The organism is Rhodococcoides corynebacterioides NBRC 14404 (genome assembly GCF_001894765.1).
GTDB lineage: Bacteria > Actinomycetota > Actinomycetes > Mycobacteriales > Mycobacteriaceae > Rhodococcoides > Rhodococcoides corynebacterioides.
In genome coordinates, this window is the sequence record NZ_BCWV01000006.1 from 202,357 (window position 1) to 222,525 (window position 20,169).

The 20,169-nt window shown below is 72.1% G+C and carries 18 protein-coding genes; 8 read left to right on the forward strand and 10 right to left on the reverse strand.

Annotated elements, in window-relative coordinates:
* The first annotated feature begins 1 nt into the window (after position 1).
* Positions 2–718, forward strand: a complete 717-nt coding sequence (locus tag RC2_RS15225; RefSeq protein WP_068148718.1) for a TIGR03089 family protein — start codon at positions 2–4, stop codon at positions 716–718.
* 13 nt (positions 719–731) lie between these two features.
* On the opposite strand, the gene RC2_RS15230 is transcribed toward RC2_RS15225, so the two are convergent.
* Genes RC2_RS15230 through RC2_RS15240 form a run of 3 tightly spaced genes read right to left on the reverse strand, consistent with a single transcriptional unit; the run spans position 732 to position 2,864 of the window.
* Entirely contained in the window at positions 732–1,148 is a 417-nt protein-coding gene (locus RC2_RS15230; protein WP_174552337.1) for a hypothetical protein, read from the reverse strand.
* Positions 1,145–1,660: a 5-(carboxyamino)imidazole ribonucleotide mutase gene (purE, locus tag RC2_RS15235; protein WP_174552338.1), complete on the reverse strand. Its 516-nt coding sequence runs from the start codon at positions 1,658–1,660 to the stop codon at positions 1,145–1,147. The genes RC2_RS15230 and purE overlap by 4 nt, the downstream gene beginning before the upstream one ends.
* Positions 1,653–2,864 carry a 5-(carboxyamino)imidazole ribonucleotide synthase gene (locus RC2_RS15240; RefSeq protein ID WP_261768135.1) on the reverse strand — a complete coding sequence of 404 codons (1,212 nt, stop codon included), beginning with the start codon at positions 2,862–2,864 and terminating at the stop codon, positions 1,653–1,655. The genes purE and RC2_RS15240 overlap by 8 nt, the downstream gene beginning before the upstream one ends.
* A gap of 156 nt (positions 2,865–3,020) precedes the next feature.
* Here RC2_RS15240 and RC2_RS15245 point away from each other — a divergent pair, with 156 nt between their 5' ends.
* The gene (locus RC2_RS15245) at positions 3,021–3,626 is read left to right on the forward strand and encodes a GtrA family protein (protein ID WP_139277418.1); all 606 of its coding nucleotides are present in this window, start codon (positions 3,021–3,023) and stop codon (positions 3,624–3,626) included.
* A 163-nt stretch (positions 3,627–3,789) separates the two neighbouring features.
* Here RC2_RS15245 and RC2_RS15250 read toward each other — a convergent pair whose 3' ends face one another.
* The 4 genes from RC2_RS15250 to RC2_RS15265 are packed head-to-tail and all read right to left on the reverse strand — an operon-like array spanning position 3,790 to position 7,211.
* On the reverse strand, positions 3,790–5,094 hold the full coding sequence (locus RC2_RS15250) for a HAMP domain-containing sensor histidine kinase (protein WP_068148712.1): 1,305 nt from the start codon (positions 5,092–5,094) through the stop codon (positions 3,790–3,792).
* A gap of 4 nt (positions 5,095–5,098) precedes the next feature.
* Entirely contained in the window at positions 5,099–5,782 is a 684-nt protein-coding gene (locus tag RC2_RS15255; protein WP_068148709.1) for a response regulator transcription factor, read from the reverse strand.
* On the reverse strand, positions 5,779–6,318 hold the full coding sequence (locus RC2_RS15260) for a PH domain-containing protein (RefSeq protein WP_082895525.1): 540 nt from the start codon (positions 6,316–6,318) through the stop codon (positions 5,779–5,781). The genes RC2_RS15255 and RC2_RS15260 overlap by 4 nt, the downstream gene beginning before the upstream one ends.
* Before the next feature lie 2 nt (positions 6,319–6,320).
* Positions 6,321–7,211, reverse strand: coding sequence for a biotin--[acetyl-CoA-carboxylase] ligase (locus tag RC2_RS15265; protein ID WP_068148703.1), 891 nt, complete (start codon positions 7,209–7,211; stop codon positions 6,321–6,323).
* Between the two features lie 90 nt (positions 7,212–7,301).
* On the opposite strand from RC2_RS15265, the gene RC2_RS15270 reads away from it, so the two are divergent.
* Complete coding sequence (locus RC2_RS15270) at positions 7,302–8,972, forward strand: acyl-CoA carboxylase subunit beta (protein ID WP_068148700.1); 1,671 nt, start codon at positions 7,302–7,304, stop codon at positions 8,970–8,972.
* Between the two features lie 30 nt (positions 8,973–9,002).
* Here RC2_RS15270 and RC2_RS15275 read toward each other — a convergent pair whose 3' ends face one another.
* From RC2_RS15275 to RC2_RS15285, 3 genes are read right to left on the reverse strand one after another with little or no spacing between them, the layout of a single operon-like run.
* Positions 9,003–10,418 carry a hypothetical protein gene (locus tag RC2_RS15275; RefSeq protein ID WP_068148698.1) on the reverse strand — a complete coding sequence of 472 codons (1,416 nt, stop codon included), beginning with the start codon at positions 10,416–10,418 and terminating at the stop codon, positions 9,003–9,005.
* A complete protein-coding gene (locus tag RC2_RS15280; protein WP_068148694.1) occupies positions 10,405–11,769 on the reverse strand; it encodes a hypothetical protein in 1,365 nt (454 codons plus the stop codon). Before RC2_RS15280 ends, RC2_RS15275 begins: the two co-directional genes overlap by 14 nt.
* Positions 11,766–13,016, reverse strand: coding sequence for a glycosyltransferase (locus tag RC2_RS15285; RefSeq protein ID WP_169818380.1), 1,251 nt, complete (start codon positions 13,014–13,016; stop codon positions 11,766–11,768). The genes RC2_RS15280 and RC2_RS15285 overlap by 4 nt, the downstream gene beginning before the upstream one ends.
* 545 nt (positions 13,017–13,561) lie before the next feature.
* Between RC2_RS15285 and RC2_RS15290 the strand changes: the two genes are divergently transcribed.
* The 5 genes from RC2_RS15290 to RC2_RS15310 all read left to right on the forward strand — a co-directional run bounded on the left by RC2_RS15290 (position 13,562) and on the right by RC2_RS15310 (position 20,109).
* Positions 13,562–14,872, forward strand: a complete 1,311-nt coding sequence (locus RC2_RS15290) for a glycosyltransferase (protein WP_068148689.1) — start codon at positions 13,562–13,564, stop codon at positions 14,870–14,872.
* On the forward strand, positions 14,860–15,699 hold the full coding sequence (locus RC2_RS15295; RefSeq protein WP_082895521.1) for a glycosyltransferase family 2 protein: 840 nt from the start codon (positions 14,860–14,862) through the stop codon (positions 15,697–15,699). The genes RC2_RS15290 and RC2_RS15295 overlap by 13 nt, the downstream gene beginning before the upstream one ends.
* Positions 15,700–15,767: 68 nt before the next feature.
* Positions 15,768–17,294, forward strand: coding sequence for a condensation domain-containing protein (locus tag RC2_RS15300; protein WP_068148685.1), 1,527 nt, complete (start codon positions 15,768–15,770; stop codon positions 17,292–17,294).
* A complete protein-coding gene (locus tag RC2_RS15305) occupies positions 17,291–18,754 on the forward strand; it encodes a condensation domain-containing protein (RefSeq protein ID WP_068148682.1) in 1,464 nt (487 codons plus the stop codon). Before RC2_RS15300 ends, RC2_RS15305 begins: the two co-directional genes overlap by 4 nt.
* The gene (locus tag RC2_RS15310; RefSeq protein WP_068148681.1) at positions 18,745–20,109 is read left to right on the forward strand and encodes a condensation domain-containing protein; all 1,365 of its coding nucleotides are present in this window, start codon (positions 18,745–18,747) and stop codon (positions 20,107–20,109) included. The genes RC2_RS15305 and RC2_RS15310 overlap by 10 nt, the downstream gene beginning before the upstream one ends.
* Positions 20,110–20,169 lie beyond the last annotated feature (60 nt).

The following is a 20,169-nucleotide window of genomic DNA, read 5'->3' on the forward strand; positions in this document are numbered from 1 at the left end:
CGTGACCGATCCCACCCTGACCGACCTGCTCCTCACCCCGATTCTCGAGGCCGACCCTGCGGGCCCGCGGGTCACGTACTACGACGACGCCACCGGTGAACGCATCGAGCTGTCGGCCCTGACGCTGGCCAACTGGGCCGCGAAGACGGCCAACTTCCTCCGCGACGAGCTGGGCGTCGCTCCCGGCGACGCCGTGCGCGTGGACCTCCCGGCGCACTGGCAGACCGCCGCCGTTCTGCTCGGCGCCTGGTGGGCGGGTGCCCACACCGTCGTCGGCGCGGCCGACGGGACCGCCACCTCGGTGGCGCTGGTGACCGCCGCCGGTCTCGACGACGCCGACGAGAGCGAGGTCGCGGCACTGTCCCTGGATCCCTTCGGACGTCCCCTTCCGGACCTGCCGATCGGGGTCACCGACTACGCGACCGCCGTACGCGTGCACGGCGACGCCTTCACGCCGTCGGGCACCGGTCCCGCGGTGGGTGGCCGGAGCGCGGCCGACGTCCTCGAGGACGCCCGACGACGCGCGGCAGAGCGATCGTGGGACGCGTCGAGCCGGGTCCTGTCGACGGCGCCGTGGCCGGATGCGGAGTCCGTCGTCGACGGTCTCGTCGCCGTCCTCGCGGCCGGAGCGTCGCTGGTCCAGGTCGCGAACGCCGATCCGGCCGCGCTGGAGCGTCGGCGAACGACGGAGAAGGTCACCCACTCGTTCCCGACGTGACGGGCGGGCGCGTCTACCGGCCGTAGCCGCCGTCGGTCAGCCCTGCTTCGATCTCGAAGCGGTTGGCCGCCCCCGGGCGGCGCACTTCCTCGACGAGGTAACGGATCGCGAACGACACCCCGTACCGACGCCACTGCTCGGCATGGACGGCCTCGTGCGTGAGCAGGGCGCGACGCCGCCGCGGGTCGGCGAGGGCGCGACCCGGCGTCACGGGCCCGGTCAGGAAGACCGAACCGACGCACGTGCCGCCGCGGCCGTAGCCGGTGCGCGTGCCGTGGCAGATCAGCAGGGCCGACTCTCGATCCCACTCGACCCGGCCGCCCCACACGGCGCCCCACAGCAGCGCCACCCACGTGGCGAACGCCACCTGACGGCTGCCCCGTGACACCGCCCGGACGGTGGTTCGCGACACCCGCAGCGGAGCGGTCATCCGAGCAGGGACCGCCGCAGGGCCTCGTCCTTCTCGAGCACCATCTGCTCGAGGCCGCGTTGGAAGTCCGTCATGCGCCCGCGCAGGGTGGGATCCGAGGCGCCGAGAATGCGCACCGCGAGGAGGCCGGCGTTCCGGGCGCCGCCGATGGACACCGTGGCCACCGGGACACCTGCGGGCATCTGCACGATCGACAGCAGCGAGTCCATCCCGTCGAGGTACTTCAGGGGCACCGGCACGCCGATCACGGGCAGCGGTGTCGCGGAGGCCACCATGCCGGGCAGGTGCGCTGCTCCCCCGGCACCGGCCACGATCACCTCGATGCCGCGGTCGGCGGCGTCGCGGGCGTAGTCGAGCATCCGCTGCGGGGTGCGGTGCGCGGAGACCACGCCGACCTCGAAGCGAACGCCGAACTCGGCCACGGCCTCGGCGGCGGCCTCCATCACGGGCCAGTCCGAGTCACTGCCCATGACGATGCCCACGCGGGCGCCGGTGGTGGTGTCGTCAGCCATGGTGCGGGTCCCATCCGTCGGTCCAGACGCCGTGCGAGAGCCAGTGCGCGGCGCGCTCGGCGCGTTCTCTGATGTCGGCGACGTACGCCGGGTCGTCGGGCGACCCACCGGGAGCGCCGACGACGTTCACGTGGCCGATCTTTCGATCGGGCCGCTCGCCCTTGTCGTAGAGGTGCACCTTCGCGTCGGGCATGCGGGCGAAGAGGTGGTGCAGACGCTCGTCCATCGACAGGTCCGGCTCGGCCGGTGCCCCGAGGACGTTCGCCATGACCGTGACCGGAGCCGTCGGCGAGCAGTCGCCCAGCGGGTAGTCGAGCACGGCCCGCAGGTGCTGCTCGAACTGCGAGGTCCGCGCGCCGTCCTGCGTCCAGTGACCCGAGTTGTGCGGGCGCATGGCGAGTTCGTTGATCGAGACCGAGCCGTCGGCCTTCTCGAACATCTCCACTGCCATGACTCCGACGACGCCGAGTTCCGAGGCCACCCGCAGCGCGATGTGCTCGGCGTCCGCCGCGGCGTCGTCGGACAGGCCCGGCGCCGGGGCGATGGCCACCGCGCACTGCCCCTTCCGCTGCACCGTCTCCACGACCGGCCACGTCGCGCCCTGCCCGAACGGGGACCGCGCGACCATCGCGGACAGTTCGCGGACCATCTCCACACGCTGCTCGACCATGAGCGGCGCGCCCGCGGCGAGTTGCTCGCGGACCACGGCCACTGCCTCGTCGGCGGTGTCGGGGAGCCAGACGCCGCGGCCGTCGTACCCGCCGCGGACCGTCTTGATCACGACCTGCCAGTCGTGGGCCTCGCCGAACGCGGTCAGGTCCGCCTCGGAGGCCACCGGCGCGAAGTCCGGCACCGGCAGACCCAGGTCGCGTAGGCGAGCCCGCATCTTCAGCTTGTCCTGGGCGAACACCAGAGCCGACGGCGGCGGCTGCACGTTCACCCCCTCCGCGACGAGGGTGTCGAGGTGCTCGGTGGGCACGTGTTCGTGATCGAAGGTGAGAGCATGCGCGCCCCGCGCGACCTCGCGCAGCGCGGCCAGATCGGTGTGCGACCCCAGGACGACGTCGGCACTCGCCCGCGCTGCGGGCTCGGTGGCGGTGCCGGACAGCACCCGCAACGTCTGGCCCAGTTCGATCGCCGCCTGCTGCGTCATCCGGGCGAGTTGACCTCCGCCGATCATCGCGACCACCGGCATCGACGTCATGCGATCGCGGGGCGGTTCCTCGCGGGGCGGGACTTCCGTCGGGTTCTCCGTCACGGCCCATATCGTTCCACGAGACCGTTCCGCGACCGAGCGCGGCCGCGATTCGTGCGTGGCGAGATTAGGGATCACGCCGATCCGTTCGTAAACTAACCAATCGTGCCTGTGATGGATCGTGTGGTAGCCAGCATTCCGCAACCGTTCAGGGATGTCGCGCTGCGCCACTCGGAACTGATCAAGTTCGCCATCGTCGGCGCCACCACCATGGTGTTCGACCTGACGATCTTCTATTCGCTCAGTCTCACGGTCCTCGAATCCAAGCCCGTCGTGGCCAAGATTCTCTCCGGCGTGCTGGCCACGATCCTCAGCTACATCCTCAACCGCGAGTGGTCCTTCAAGAACCGCGGCGGCCGTGAGCGCCACCACGAGGCCCTGCTGTTCTTCACCATCAGCGGTGTCGGCGTCCTCCTCGCCGCGGCGCCCCTCTGGATCGCCAACAACGTCTTCGACATCCGCGAGGGCGCCACCAGCCTCACGGCGCTGGTGATCATCGACTTCGTCCTCAACTACGTCATCGGCAACCTGCTGCAGATGGCGTTCCGGTTCTGGGCTCTGCGGCGGTTCGCGTTTCCCGACGAGAACGGGCGCGGCGTGATCGCCAATCCCCTCGACGAGTTCGACCAGCACGGCAACCCGCGCGACCCCGACGCACTCGACGACGCCGACCCGGACGGCCAGCAGGCGCCGTTCATGGGTCACAGCTGAGCCCGGACTCGTCACCGGGCCGACCGTCCCGCCCGAGCGGCGCCCGCGTTCCGGAGCGGCTCCTCCGATCGGGGCCGCCGCTCCGAAACCGGGGCGCCGGTCGCGGGTCGGGTGACACCCGGGGGCAGAGCCCCGTACGCACGGTCGCCCGTCGTCCGCCCGCCTACCGCGGCTCCACCGGCGGGCTCGTCACCCGCGGCGTCGTGGCCGGCAGGAACACCGTGAACATCGCCGGACGCCGTCGCTGCAGCTCCAGCCGGCCACCGTCGGCCTCGACCAGAGCCCGCGCCAACGCCAGCCCGACGCCGGTGGAGCCGGCCCCGGAGAACCCCCGGTCGAAGATGTGGGGGGCGAGCTCGTCGGACACGCCCGCGCCGGAGTCGGCGACGTCCACCCGCACCGTCGGCTCGCGGTGCTCACGACCGCCCACCGCACGGACCGTGACCACACAGTCCCCGCCGCCGTGGTCGAGGGCGTTGTGGATGAGGACCGAGACCGCCTCGCGCAACCGGGTGTCGGTGACGGACGCCGTCAGCGCGGGGTCGCCGGTGAGGGTGAGCGTGCGTCCGGCGTCGTCGAATGTGCGTCGCCAGTCCTCGACCACCACCTGCAACTCGGGCAGCACCGCCACCTCGGCGGCGCCGGCGGACCCGTCGTCGCGCGAGGACCGGACCAGATCGTCGATGGCGTCGGTCAGCCGATCCACCTGCGCCATGGCCTCGTTGGCCTCGGTGACCACCTCGGGATCCGGGTGCTCGGAGAGCTCGTCGAGGCGCAGGCGCACCGCGGTCAGACGGCTGCGCAGTTGGTGGGAGACGTCCGCGACCAGCGCGTGCTCGCGTTGCAGCCGACCCACGATCTCCACGGTCGCGGAGTCGAGGACGTCCGACACCCGGTCGAGTTCGGGAATGCCGTGGCGGGTCGCGTCCTTGCGGAAGTCGCCCTCCGCCAACCGCGCCGCTCGTCCGGCCACCTGCTGCAGAGGGTCGGCGAGGCGTCGTGCGGTGAGAACGGCCACGACCGTGCCCGCGGCGATCGACGCCAGCACCACCAGCGCGACGGCACCGACGGCCTGCGCCTGGGACGTGCGCATCTCCGCCGACGGGATCTCGAGCTTGAGCGAGCCCGACGTGCCCATGGACAGCGACTCCTCGATGGGTCGCTCGACGGACGCTCGGCCGATGTCGACGCGCGTCGCCGGGTTCTCCGGCGTCGGGTAGACCACCTCGAGGCGGCCCCCGGTCGGCACCGCGAGACGCAGCGACGTGGTGTCCAGCACCCCGTCGACGCGACCGTCGCCGCCCTCCTGCTCGATGATCTCCGCAGCGAGACGGTCCAGACGCAGTCGCATGTCACCGCGCGTGAAGTCCTCGACCCAGAGCCAGGCGGTGTAGGTCAGCGGAATGCCCAGCAGCAGCCCGGTGAGGATGACCACCGCGAGGATGGCCTGGAGAAGTCGGCGCCGCACCGGGTCAGTCCGTGTTGATGCGGAAGCCCACGCCCCGCACCGTCGCGATGCGGCGCTCCGCGACGGGCCCCTCGTCGCCGATCTTCCGGCGCAGCCAGGACATGTGCATGTCCAGGGTCTTGGAGCCGCGCAGCTCCACGTCCCCCCACACCTCGCGCAGGATCGTCTCGCGGGAGACCACCTGACCGGCGTGGTCGAGGAGGATCTTCAGCAGCTCGTACTCCTTGTTGGCCAGGCTGATCTCCGTGCCGTCCAACAGGACCCGCCGCGCGGCCGGTTCGAGCCGCAGACCGCCCACCTCGATCGGGGTGTCCTCGGCCGTGGGCCCGCGTCGGCGGAGCAGGGCGCGCACGCGCGCCATCAATTCGGCCAACCGGAACGGCTTGGAGACGTAGTCGTCCGCGCCGGCGTCGAGCCCGACCACGAAGTCGACCTCGTCCGTGCGGGCCGTGAGCATGAGAACGGCCAGCTCGGACGTCGACGCGCGGATCTGTCGGCACACCTCGAGGCCGTCCATCCCCGGCAGACCGAGGTCCAGGATCAGCAGATCGAACGTGCCGCCCAGAGCGCGGGCCAGGGCATCCGGTCCGGTCCGTTCGACGGTCACGGTGTAGCCCTCGCGGCCGAGGGCCCGCGACAGGGGTGCGGCGATGGCCTCGTCGTCTTCGGCGAGCAGAACGTCGGTCACCGGACCACCCTACGAGGTTCGTGGCCTTCGTCCGGGCGGTCGTCGGCGTCGGACATCACGTGGTGGTAGAGCAAGGAGTGCACGCGCTCGACGTCGGGCACGTCGTCGAACTCGAGCGGATCGTCCGATCCCGCCACCACCACCAGCGTCCCGGTCCGCAGCAGACGATCGACGAGCCCGTGACGGAACTGGACGTTCGCGATGCGCGCGAGCGGAATGTCCGTGCCGTGGTGGGCGAGGACGCCCTGCCGCACGATGACCCGCCGGTCGGTGACGACGAAGTGCGTCGTGCGCCACCGCACTACCGGCACCACCGTCCGCAGGACGACGATCGCGGCCCACGCCACGCCGACGGCAGCGATCGCGGCCGTCCGCGCCGTGCCCTCGGTGGTGCGTTCGGCGACCCCGGCGAGGAAACCGGCGAGTCCGGTCACCACCAGGGCAGTGAGGGCGGGGAGGACGAGCATCTTCCAGTGGGGGTGCCGGTGGAGGGCGACGTCCTCGTCCGGTCCCATCGCGTCACGCGGGAACGCCACGATCACTCCCCTGCGTCGGGGACGGCGCGAAGATGGGTGACGTCGCCTGCCGAGACGGCCAGAGGAGCGGACCCGTCCTCGGGAGCGATCACGATGCGTCCGTGACCGTCGACGTCCGCCGCCGTGCCGACCAGCACCTCGTCGCCGGGCATCGTCACTCGCACACGTCGCCCCAACGTGTCGCACCGTGCGCGGTAGAGCTCGGCGAGTCCGGCGGTGTCCCACCCGCTGTCGCGCCAGTGGTCCACGGCGGAACCGAACGCCCGGAGGAACGCCCGCACGATGGTTCCGCGGTCCAGTACCGACGCGCCCGCCGCCCGCAGCGAGGTCGCCGTCGGCACCGGGAGTTCCTCCGCCGTCGGGGTCACGTTGATGCCGACGCCGGCCACCACCGTCAGCGTGGGCCGACTCGCGGCGACCTCCACCAGGATCCCCGCGACCTTCCCCGGTCCACGGTCCCCGGTCAGCAGCACGTCGTTGGGCCACTTGAGGACGGCGTCCACCTCGCACACCGACCGCAGCGTGTCCACCACGGTGATGCCGGTCAGCAGGGGCATCCAGCCCACGGCGTCGGGCGAGATCCCCGCCAGACGGACCAACGCCGACACCGTCACCTGCGATCGCGGCGGGGCGGTGAACGAGCGGGAGTGCCGACCACGGCCCGCGTCCTGCACATCGGCGATCACCGCGGTGCGATCCGCTGCGGTGGCCGCGACGGCCACCAGATCGGCGTTCGTCGACCCGGTGCGCGGTACGACCGTCACCTCGGCCCACGATGCTCTCGGACCGGACACCAACGCGCGGGTGATCGCCCGGCCGTCGAGAGGAGCCCGGTCCAGGTCGGTCCAGGGCCCCGCTTCCTGTACACGTTCCGAGCCACCGTTGTCCGACATGAGGCCCGAGCATAGAGATTCCCGGGGCCGTTCCGAACGATCGTGACCGGGCGCACGGTTCGACGACGCCAGTCGTTACAGTGCAAGGCTATGACGAGTGTTCAGGACGCCGCAGCGCAGGAATCCGTTGCTCGCGACGACGCCGACGGGACGGCCGCGGCCGCACCCGACATCCACACCACCGCCGGCAAGCTCGCCGAGTTGGCCGCCCGCCGGTCGCAGGCCGAGCGCCCCATGGGCGAGGCGGCCGTGGAGAAGGTGCACGCCAAGGGCAAGCTGACCGCCCGCGAGCGCATCGAGGCACTGCTCGACGAGGGATCGTTCGTCGAACTCGACGCCCTCGCCCGCCACCGCAGCGTGAACTTCGGTCTCGCGGAGAACCGTCCGTTCGGTGACGGCGTCGTCACCGGATACGGCACCGTCGACGGCCGTGACGTCTGCGTCTTCTCCCAGGACGCCACCGTCTTCGGCGGCTCCCTCGGCGAGATCTACGGCGAGAAGATCGTCAAGGTCATGGACCTGGCGCTCAAGACGGGCCGTCCGCTGGTCGGGATCAACGAGGGCGCCGGCGCACGCATCCAGGAAGGCGTGGTCTCCCTCGGCCTCTACGGCGAGATCTTCCACCGCAACGTCCGCATGTCCGGTGTGGTCCCGCAGATCTCGCTCATCATGGGTCCCGCGGCCGGTGGTCACGTCTACTCCCCCGCGCTGACCGACTTCGTCGTCATGGTCGACAAGACCTCGCAGATGTTCGTCACCGGACCCGACGTCATCAAGACCGTGACCGGCGAGACGGTCACCATGGAGGACCTCGGCGGCGCCCACACCCACATGGAGAAGTCGGGTGTCGCGCACTACGTCGCGTCCGACGAGCAGGACGCGCTCGACTACGTCCGCGACCTGCTGGGCTACCTGCCCTCGAACAACCAGGCCACCGCGCCGCGCCTGGCGCCGACGGACCCGATCGACGGATCCATCGAGGACTCCCTCACCGCCGAGGACCTCGAGCTGGACACGCTGATCCCGGACTCGCCGAACACCCCGTACGACATGCACGAGGTCATCCGCCGCATCCTCGACGACGACGAGTTCCTCGAGGTCCAGGAGGGCCGCGCGCGCAACATCATCGTCGGCTTCGGCCGGGTCGACGGCCGTAGCGTCGGCATCGTCGCCAACCAGCCGACGTCGTTCGCCGGCACGCTGGACATCGACGCCTCCGAGAAGGCCGCGCGCTTCGTTCGGACGTGCGACTGCTTCAACATTCCCATCGTCACGCTCGTCGACGTCCCCGGCTTCCTGCCCGGCACCGGCCAGGAGTTCGACGGCATCATCCGCCGCGGCGCCAAGCTGCTCTACGCCTACGGCGAGGCGACGGTCGGCAAGATCACCGTCATCACCCGCAAGGCCTACGGCGGTGCGTACGACGTCATGGGCTCCAAGCACATGGGCGCCGACATCAACCTCGCCTGGCCCACCGCCCAGATCGCCGTCATGGGCGCGTCCGGCGCCGTCGGCTTCGTCTACCGCAAGCGTCTGCTCGAGGCCGCGAAGAACGGCGACGACGTCGACGCACTGCGCCTCGAGCTGCAGAACGAGTACGAGGACACCCTCGTCAACCCGTACGTCGCCGCCGAGCGCGGGTACGTCGACGCGGTGATCCCGCCGAGCCACACCCGCGGGCAGATCGTCACCGCCCTGCGCCTGCTCGAGCGCAAGTACGTCACCCTGCCGCCGAAGAAGCACGGCAACATCCCGCTCTGATCGACCGGCTCGACGGCCGGAGGGGCTCGATCACCAGAACCGGTGATCGAGCCCCCACCGCGTCAACTCGCTCGACAGGGTGTTCCGTAGGGCTGCGGTGTCTCCCACCAGATCCGGGTGGATGCCGAACACCGTGACGGTGACGGTGTCCGCGTACTGCACCGACCACGCGGCCAGCGCCGGCCCCTGGGCGCGCCGATCGGCCGCGGAGCGTCCCTGCATCACGGCGCGAATCGCGAACCGCTCGGCGGGCGCCCCCAACGGTGCCATCGAATCACCGGGCGCCGCACCGAGATTCGACACCGTGACGTCCGGTCCCGGAATGGCCTTCATGAGCCGACCGAGCGCGACGTCCGGCAACAGTCGCGCGATCGCCTGCAGATGGTCGACCACCGCGTCGTCCGTCACCGCGTAGCGCGCGAAGGCCTCCTTGCTCGAGCGGCGAATGGTCGCCAGTCCCGTGTCCGGGCCCACCGGCCCCGCCAGCCGAATCCACACGCCGCCGGACGCATTCGCGCGGTCGTCCCCGTCGGATCGCGTGTCGACCGCGATGCAGACGCGGGTGCCGCCCGGCGGCATCACGTGCCCGGTCCCGCGCAGCACGCTCGTCAGCACCGCGGTGAACAGGCTGTTGGGTGTCCCGCCCAGGGCGGCGGCCCGCGCCTCCCACTGCTCTCGCGGAATGTCGACGACGGCCAACGTGGTGTCCGCGTCACGCTGCGGCGGGGCGGGACGGTCCACCGCGGCGCCCACCCCCTCGGGTGCGTCCGACACCGGGGCCGCCGCAGCCGACCGCCCCAGCACCGCACGCACACCCGCCCGTGCGATCACGGCGGTCGCGCGGACGATCGCCGGGACCTGCGACGCGGCGTCGGCCAGATCTCCGCGCACGCCCGACCATCCCGACACCTCGGACGCCGTCGGAAGTCCGCGCACCGACCCCAGCCGGTTCTCCACCGATCGTCGGGCGTCGCGGAGGGCGTCGTGCACGGCGTGACCGTCGGCGATCATGTGGGACACCAGCAACGTGAGGACGACTCGTCCGGAGCGGGTGTGGGCGTACTCCACCGTGAAGCCCCGTCCGTCAGCGGGATCGAGCTCGACGCCTCGCAGTCGGCGGTCGAGCCAGGCTCCGACGGCGTCGTCGTCCACGACCGTCGGTTCGGCGTACACCGTCGGTGGTCGGTCCGATCGGACCCAGCGGTGCCGAGCGACCGGCACCCGGGTGCGCACGATCCGGCGGCCGAAACCGCCGTGCGACAACGCCGTTGCCCAGTCGACCACCGCGTCGTGGCCCGGATCGTCGCGCAGGACCCAGGCGAACTGGATCGGCGCGGTCCACCCGAACAGCCGCTCGGCCAGGTCGTAGGACTCGTCGGCGCCGGCCACCCGGTCCGCCGGATCGGTCGCCGTGTCCGTGGTCTTCGCTGCCTCACGCGACGTCACCGCGCACCCCCCACGCCTCCAGTTCGGCCCGCACTGCATCGCGCAGCGCGGATACGGACCCGACACACGTCTCGTCGAAACCGGCCACGGCGAACGTCGTTCGGCCCTCGGTCTCGAGCAACCACGACTGCACGCCCTCCCCGAATCGCTGCGGACGGTCCGGCCGGACACCGCGCGCATCACCGCGGAACGACACCGACGTCGCCGTCGCGTCACCCACCCGCGCCAGCCCGTCGAACCGACCGAGGTTCGAGGCCACCGCGTCCGGCATCCCGGAGGGCCCGGCCATCACCACGCGGGTGACCAACGCGATCGGCAACACCTGCAGAAGCGACTGCAGATGGTAGGCGGCGGGTCGCTCACCGGCGCCGACGGCGGTGAACGCCGCCCGGCACCGCGTCCGCACGGGTCCGAGGTCGCCACCCGCGGAGGGACGGTCGTCGACGACGACGGTCACCCCTCCGGTCGCATTGCTGCGCTCGTCGTCGGCGGCATCGGGTCCACGGAGACTGACCGGCACCCCGATGCGCACGGGGTCACCGGGCGCGGCGTATCCGGACGCGTAGAGAGCGCCGGCGACGACGGCCACGAACAGGGAATTCGGTGTGCCGCCGTATCGCGCGGCTCGCTCCGCCCAGTGGTCGGTGTCGGTGTCGACGACCACCCAGGACGGATCCGCTCGGGGCGCCCGTACCGCCGGTGCGGACCGCGCCGGACGTGCCGACCTCTCGGGGGACGGGGCCACGGGGTCCGTCGCGGAGTCGGCGGGCCGCGACGTCACCGCGGCGCGCACGGCACGGGCGGTTCCCACGGCCGCGCGGCCGACCTGCAGGCCGGCGTCCGCCAGGTCGCTCACGAGCCCGGGGCGGCGTAGCGACATCTTCGACGGTGCGGGCGACGCCGTTCGCGTTGCCGCGACGGCGTCGGTCGCCGCCGCGGTGAGCGCGCGACCGTCGGCCACCAGATGCAGGCAGGTCAGGGAGAGGACCGCACCACCGCGGTCGTCCGGAGCGAGGTGCACGGCCCAGCAGCGACCTGCCTCGGCATCGAGGTCGGTCGTGCGCAGCAGTGCGCGCGCCCACTCGTCTCGCTCGTCGGCCGGTACGGGTGCGTCCTGGATGGTCAGGGCGGCGTCGGCGGTCGAGCGCACCCAGGAGGGCCGGGCCACCGGGATGCGGGGCCTGACCAGCCGTCGGTGCAGCCGGCTCGCCGCCAGCGCGTCGGCGACACTCCGCACGGCCGCCGTCGCGGGCGGACTGTCGAACATCCACGTCACCTGCAGGACGACGTCCCATCCGAAGGCCTCGCGCAGAAACCAGTACGTGAAGTCCTGATCCTGGAGACGGCTCATCGCGCGACCGGGATTCGGGACTCCACGAGATCGGCCGCCCGGGCGACCGCGTCCTCCGGATCGACGAGGGCGTCCCCCACCCGACGCGCCGCGTCCGAGCGGGCCGCAGCCGACTCGATCGCGGCCGCGAGCGCGGCCGGGGTCGGATCGTCGCCCCGCAGCATCACCCCCGCGCCGACGTCCTCGAGGCGCCGCCCCCAGAACGGTTGATCCGCCGACACCGGCCGCACGACGGCGGGGCGTCCGGCGCGCAGGACCGCGGCGGTGGTGCCGGCCCCGCCGTGATGGACCACCACGGAGCAGCGCGGGAAGACCGCGGCGTGATCGACGTGGCCCGTGAGCACCCGCACGTCCGCACCCGCTCCGAGCGATTGGTAGACGTCGCTGTCGAGGTCGTTCCATCCGAGCGCGACCAGGGCGCGCAGGCCGAGTGAGCGCACCGCCTCGGTGACCCGGCGCAGCGATCGCTCGGCAGCCCGCAGCGGCATCGAGCCGAACCCGATGTGCACCGGCGGGTCTCCGGCGCCCAGCCAGGCCTCCAGGTCCGAGGGCAGCGGCGCCGCCGCCGGCGCACCACCGAGAAATCCGACGAGGGGACGGCGGGCACGGTCGAAACCCGCGGGCGGCGGGCAGAGCGCCGGGTCGTAGGCCTGGATCTCGACGGCGCCGGCATCGGCGAATCGGTACGGCACGGGACGACGCGCGGACGGCAGCCCCAGCCCGGCGCGCAACCTGTTCTCGCGGCGGCGGGTGGCGGTCCACAGCACGGTCTCGTGGACGGACCAGGCGGCTCGGGTCACCGGAGCAGGCAGACCGTCCGCACCGAAACCGGGCAGATGGACGTCGTTGGTGCGGACCGGCGCGTGGTGCAGACCGACCACTGCGGCCCGAACCGAGTCCGCCAGAGGCGCGGCGACCTGCTCGGTGGTGATCCCGGTGACGACGACGTCGGGACGATCCCGGTGGACGACGGCGGACAGGTCCGCGACCATCTCGGACCACCCGAGGTTCCACAGTTCACCGGCCGACCGAACACGGTCGATCACCGATCCGTGCGCACCACGTCGCACCGCGTCGGAGGCCAGGTGGGCCCGGGTGTCGTACCCGAACGGCTCGACCGGGACGCCGTGGTCGGACGCGAGCGACAGGAGGTTGGGCGGAAGTGCGGCCACCACGTCATGGCCTCGGGAGTGCAGTGCCGCCGCCAGATGGGCTGCCGGTTGGACGTCCCCCCTGGTGCCGCTCACGGCGACGACTACACGCATCGACTCTCCCTCGGATCTCGGCTCGGCATGCACGGGGACGCAGGCCCCGGTACTCGGACGTCACTGCGGCGAGTTCGGCGTCGGGCGTGCCGTGGACGGGTCCACGGGCCATGTTTCCGACCGACGACAATGCTCGACCGGGTGTTCGCTGGATGGTCACAGACTCTCGTGCCGCTGCGCCAATGAGTATGTCTCACAATGCCTTGCGACGGTTACCGGGGTGTTTCGCCGATGAATACGTTGCATGTCACCGACGTTCGCGCCGGTCACGGGCCGCATGAGAACGGTCACCCCGCCGGAAGGGTGTGATCCGCGCCGTCCCGGTTGGCGGGCACGGCGGTCGTCTGCCATGGTCGCAACGTCCGGACTCGATACCGACCCGAACGATCCGCCTCGGGCACGAGCGGGCCGTCGACCGGTCCGGTCGGGCGGATCGCAACCCGACGACGGGTACCGCGACGGTCGGTCGATCATCGCGTGCGGGAACACCTTTCGCGGACGAGCAGCGAGACGGAAGGAGGAATCGGATGGTGTCGACCCTGGTGTTCCAGGGCAGCAGAGGGGACGTCGAGCCGGGCATCGCACTGGCCGAGGAACTCGCCCGTCGCGGCCGGCCGATTCGATTCGCGGTCCCTCCCAACGTCGTCGACGACGTACGCCGCCGACTGTCCGTCGCGCCCGCCGTCGAGGTGTCGGCCTGCGGACCGGACACGTCCCGGACACTGGCGTCCACCGTGGCGACCCGGGAGATCAAGTCCCGCAACCCCGTCCGTCGCCTTCGCGCGGCGACGGCCCTCGCCACCGAGGACGGGATCCGCACCCGTCGCGATCTGCTCGCCGTCGCCGACGGATCCGATGTCGTGATCGGCTCCAACGTCGGCCAGGAGGCGGCACTCGACGTCGCCGAGCGGCTGGGAGTGCCGTACGTGCCGGTCCATCTCTGCCCCGTGCGTCCGACACGCGCGGTCTCCTTTCCCCCGCTTCCCTCTCGGGTTCCGGGACCGGTGCGCCTGGCCGGCTGGCACGCGCTCGATCGGGCACTCTGGCATGCCGCCCGCGCGACCGAGGCCGCGCACCGACACGACCTCGGCCTCCCCGCGGCGTCGTCGTCGGTGGCCCGCCGCCTGCGCCGACTCGGGACCACCGAGATCCAGGCCTACGACCGGGCCCTGTTCCCGACGTTGCCGGACGAATGGGGCGCTCGCCGACCTCTCGTGGGTTTCCTGCGCCCGACCGGTGACCCCGCGGGGCTCGACCCCGACCTGGCGGCCTGGCTGTCCGCCGGACCCGCGCCGCTCTACGTCGGGTTCGGCAGTATGACCGTTCCCGACGGACCCGCGGTGATCCGTGCGATTCTCGACGAGCTGGGGCGACGCGGACACCGAGCCCTCGTCGCCGGCGGCTGGTCGCGGCTCGGTGCGGACGACGACCGCGGCGGCGACGACGCGAGACGCGACGTCGAGGACCGGGTGCGGTGGGTGGACCAGGTGGACCACCGCGCCGTTCTTCCCCGCTGCACCGCCGTCGTGCACCACGGCGGGGCCGGCACCGTCGCGGCCGGACTGCGCGCCGGGTGCCCTACGTTGGTCTGCTCGATCGGGGCCGACCAACCCCTGTGGGGCGCCCGCGTCACCGCGCTCGGTACCGGGGCGAGCATGCCCGCGCGGGCCGCTCACGGTGCCGCCCTCGGTCACGCGCTCGATCGAGTTCTGCATCCCGACACCCGCGTTCGCGCCGCCGCCGTCGCTCGAGAGCTCGTCCCGCCCGACGTCGCGGTCCGAGCAGCGGCCGACGCGCTGGAGTCCGCAACCGACAGGAGAGTTCCGTGTCTCGATTGACCCTCTCGGTCGTGATTCCCGCCTACGACGAGGAGGAGTCCATCGGATCGTGCCTCGACCTGCTGTGCGCCCAGGCGTCCGACATCGACGAGATCATCGTGGTGGACAACAACTCTCGTGATCGCACCGCCGACATCGTGGCGGACCGCGCCGCTCGGTCACCGCTGATCCGCACCGTCACCGAGCACCGTCAAGGCTTGGTGTTCGCCCGTGACACCGGCATGGACGCCGCGCGGGGCGATCTGATCGCCCGCATCGACGCCGACACGCGCGTCGGGCCCGACTGGGCTCGCACGGTCCGCGACTTCCTCACCCGCGACACCGACGGTCACTGGTGGGCCGTCTGCGGCCGGGGCGAGGCGTACGACCTGCCCTACGGCACCGCCGCCGCCCGGGCCAAGAGCCGCTTCTCGCCGTTCGGGCGACGACGTGCTCCGGAGGTGCGCGACGTGCCGGTCCTGTACGGCTCCAACATGATTCTGCGTCGCGGCACCTGGGAGGCCATCCGCGATCGCGTGTCCGACCGTCGTGACGTGTTCGAGGACGTGGACATGGGACTGTGCGTGCGCGCCGCCGGGGGACGCAACGGCTTCCTCGCCGACCTCACGGTGGGCGTCTCCCCCCGCCGAATGCACTCCCCGACCGGGGAGTTCGTCCGATACATGGTCTGCCTGCCCCGAACGTTGCTGCTGCACCGGCGCATCGGCCTCGCGCTGGCTGCCGCCACCCTCTACGTCCCGGGGGTCGTGGTCCTGCACGCCGCACGCCTGCTCCTCATCCGGGGGGCCACCCGGGCTCCGATTCCTGCCGCACGCGGCATGCCCTGACGGTCCGTTCGACGAGTCCCCGGACCACCGGGAACGACTGCCACCTCCCTCAGATCAGGACGGCCGACATGCATTTCACCGAGCTCGCCGACTACCCCCTCCCGGACGGAACGGTGACGGAGTGGACCCCGTCCGTGTCGGACCCGGCCGCGTGGCGACCCGACGCGCGTCCTCTGGCGTTCACCCACGAAGCCCACCTGCGCCACAGCCTCGAACGGAGCCGCACGCTCGACACGACCGGCCCCGAGGGGGACGCCGAATGGATCGGCGCCGTCCTGGAGATCGACCGGACCTACGATCCGGAGGTGGTGCGGCGGACGGTGCAGCGATGGATCGCTCGACACGAGGCGCTTCGCACCACCGTGGACGCCGTGGGCGAGAGCCTCGCTCGGCGCACGGCAGACCCGTCCGCCGTCACGGTGACCGATCGCGTCGTCGGATTCCGGTCGGGGGCGGATGCCCACGATCACCTGCTGTCCTTCCTCGGGCGCGGCCTTTCGCCGTTCCGCTGGCCGCACGTCCTGATCGCCACGGTGTCCGAGACCGGGTTCCTGCAGGTGGATCACGATCGGTTCCTGCTGGTGTTCGGAGCCGACCACTCCGTCATGGACGCGTACTCGATGTTGTTGTCGGTCGGCGAGTTCCGGCGGATCTACGACCACGAGCTCGATGCCCGTGAGCACGACCTGCCCGTGATCGGGAGCCATCTCGACTACAGCGTGCACGATCGCCGGACCGGCGCCGACGTCGACGCCGACTCCGAGGCGGTCGCCGTGTGGGACCGGTTCCTGCGGGACGGCCGGTTCCCCGCGTTCCCCGTGCTCGCGGCGGACGCCGACCGCGCCGAGGGGCGGGCCGCCACGACCCGGCAGGGCGCACTGTCCGTCTCGATCGCGTCACCGGCGACCACCACCGAGTTCGCTGCCCGATGCCGACGCAGCGACGCGTCGCTCACGGCGGGCGTCGCGGCCGTCGTCGCCCTCGCGCAGCGCACGATCGAGCCGGCGCCCGGCGTCGACACCACCGGTCCGTGCCGGTTCGTCATGCCGATGCACACCCGGTACGCGCCCGAATTCTCCCGCGCCGTCGGCTGGTTCGTCGGCGTCGTCCCGGTGAGCGTGGACCTGGACTCCGACCACGCCGACACCGCACTCGTGACCGCCGCCGAGAACATGCGCGCCGTGGCGGGCGTGGAGAGTCGGCCGTGGTCCGCCATCGCGGCGCTCCTCGGCGTCGTCGACGTCCCCCGCTTCGTCGTCAGCTACCTCGACCTGCGCCACGTCCCCGACGCGGCCTCGTGGCGAGACTGGCGGGTCCAACCGCTCCGCAGCGCCACGTACTCGGACACCGAGGTCTACCTCTGGTTCCTGCGTACCCGGGAGGGACTGTTCCTGTCGGCCCGATTCCCCGGTACCGATGCGGCCACCGCCGCGGTACACCGGTTCGTGGCCCGCTGCCGCACTGTCGTCGACGCCCTGGCGGCCGGTGCCGAGACCGTCGGGATACCCGCTCCGAACGACAGCGAGCGGCCCGCTCCGAACGACAGCGAGCGGCCCGCTCCGAACGAGGCCGTGCGACAGGAGGTTCGAGCGTGATCATCACCGCGATGGCGAACTGGCGACCGGCCCCCGGCGAGATGCTCGAGTGGCATCCCGTCACGGCGGCCCGGGACGACGCCGACGGCACCGGCGACGCCGGGGTGCACCCGGTCCCGGCGTCCTTCCTGCAGGCCAACCACGTCCGCGGCGTGGACGCGGCGCTGCGCCGCGGTGATCGGCACACCGGATTCCTCGGCTCCGCGACGGAGATCGAGGGCGATCTCGACGACGCCGCACTGACCCGGGCGGTGGCGGTGTTCCTCTCCCGACACGAGGGCCTGCGGACGTGGTTCTCCGTGCGCGACGGGTCCGTGCGGCGGCACCCCGCACCGGCCGACGCTGCCCTCGTGCCCGTCGACGCCGGAGCGGTATCCTCGACCGACGGGGTTCGAGAGGCGGTGCGCGACAGACTCTCCCGTGACGCGACGCCCCTGTCGTGGCCCCCCGTGGCCGTCGGCGCAGTCCGGCGCCCCGGCAGCTTCTCGCTGTACTACGGCGCGGACCACGCGTTCTCCGACGGCGCGTCCCAGGTCAGCGTGATCACCGAACTGGCGGACCTCTACCGCGCGGAGGTGACGGGGACTCCGGCTCTCGACCTCACCGAGCACGAGGGCAGCTTCCTCGATCATGTCCGGATCGAGGACGAGGTCTCCCCGTCGTACGACCTCCGATCCCCCGAACTCGCCGACTGGATCGACGTGGTGTCCCGGCACGACGGCGGCCTTCCTCGTTTCCCGCTCGATCTCGGACTCGCCCCGGGCGAGACCGCACCGATGGAGCCGGTGGAGCGGGATCTCCTCACCGCGGCCGAGGCCGAGGTGTTCGAGCAGGTGTGTCGTGACGCCGGTGGATCGTTCACCAGCGGACTCTTCGCCGCCTGCGCCCTCGTCGAACACGACCTGGCCGGAACGGGTCGATACGACGGGATCGCCGTGCTCTCCACCCGGCACCGCGGGCCGTTCGCGTTGTCGCAGGGGTGGTTCTGTGCGTTCTCCCCGGTCACCTTCCCCGTGAGCGACTCGAACGGCCCGGACGACTTCGCCGAGGTGGTCCCGTCGGCGACCGCCGCGTACGCGCGGGCCAAGGCGGCGGCATCCGTTCCCATCGGCCGAGTCCTCGACCTGCTCGCCACGGGCGGTATCGGCGGCGCGGGGCTGGCGCGCAGCCCACAACTGTTCTCCTACCTCGACTTCCGTCGATTTCCCGGCTCCGGCACCCCTGCGGACGAGCGGGCCGTGCTGTTCACGGGTGAGGGCCGAACGGCCAACGCCTCCATGTGGTTCAACCGCGACCACCGGCATCTCTACCTCGGCGCACAGATCCCCTCGACGCCGACGGCCCGCCGCACGGTGCGGCGCTACCACGATCGACTGATCGAGCTGCTGACGGACGTCGTCCGCACGCGTGACGACGGACGTACGACAGGCGTGAGCGGTGCGGACGAGCGATGCGCCTGATCGGTGCGGACGACCTGCTGCCGCGGCCGGGCACCGTGCTGCTGTGGTCGGTCCAGGCCGACCCGGAGACCGCCCGGGTGCAGGACGCACCGCCGTCGTTCAATCAGCGCACCCACCTCGCCGGCACCGGTCCGCTCACCTGGCTCGCCGTCGCCGCCGAGGTGCCGGGGCCGATCCGACGCGCCGATCTCGCACGGGCCGTGCTCACCCTGCTCGCCCGTCACGAGTCGCTGCGGACCTCCTTCCGCCGAACACCGCAGGGGCTGCGCCGCGCCGTGCATCCGGCCGAGGCCCTGACCCTGCGTCCCCGATCGGCCGGTCCGGTCGCCTCACCCCCACGCGCGCGCGACGTCGTCACCGCGTTCGTGAGCGAGCAGTGCGCCGAGCCGTGGTCGACACCGGCCGTCGCCGTGGCGGCGGTCGACCGGGCGGACCGGTCGACCGTGGTGATCGGGATCGATCACGCGCTCGGTGACGCGTGGTCACTGACCGTGCTCCTCGACGACCTCGTCCGGCTCTATCGTGGCGCTCCCGCCGATCCGGTCGCGGTCCCGTCGTTCGGCCGACACTGCGTCCGCGAGGCGGCCACCGTGGTCGAGCCGGACGATCCGCGACTCGGCGAGTGGCTGCGCTTCCTTCGGGCGCACGGGAACGCACCGCCGTCGTTCCCCGGTCCCACGGGCGTTCCCGCGGGCGAGGTCCGACGAGCGGTGCTCCGGACCGACACGCTCGTCGGCGCGGACGATGCCGGCGCCGCCGAGGCGTCGTGCCGTGAGCTCGGAACCGGTCCCTTCGCCGGCGCCCTGGCAGCCCTCGCCCACGCCGTCGCCGACGAGTGCTCCGGCGACCGGCCCCGGTCACTGTCGCTGCTGTTCCCGCTGCACACCCGCACGCTGCCGTCCGAGAGCCGCGCCGTGGGGTGGTACGTCACCAACGCCCCGGTCACGGTGGCGGTGTCGGCCGACGTCCGGTCCACCACCCGCGGCGCGGGACTCGCCCTGCGCGCGGCACTTCCGCTGGGGGAGGTCCCGATCGACACCGTGATCGGCGCCCTGGGCGAACTCCGCCGCCCGCGTCACGACGTGTTCATGGCGTCCTTCGTCGACTACCGGCGATTGCCCGGACACGCGACCCACGGGCCGCTCGACGCCCGGCACGTCTCCGCCGTCACCGATGCCGACGACGTGCAGATCTGGTTCGCTCGCACCGACGCCGGCCTCGCGGTGCGCACGCGCGTCCCCGACACCGCGGTCGCCCGCGCGACCGTCGACCGACTGATCGACCGGATGCGCGCGCAGCTGAGCGCGCTCGCTCGCCCGGCGCTCCTCCCCGCCGATCCGGCCCCGGTACAGTGACGCTTCGACCGCCGGAGACGACGCGACCCGGCCACGGCAGGCAACGCAGCGAGGAGATCA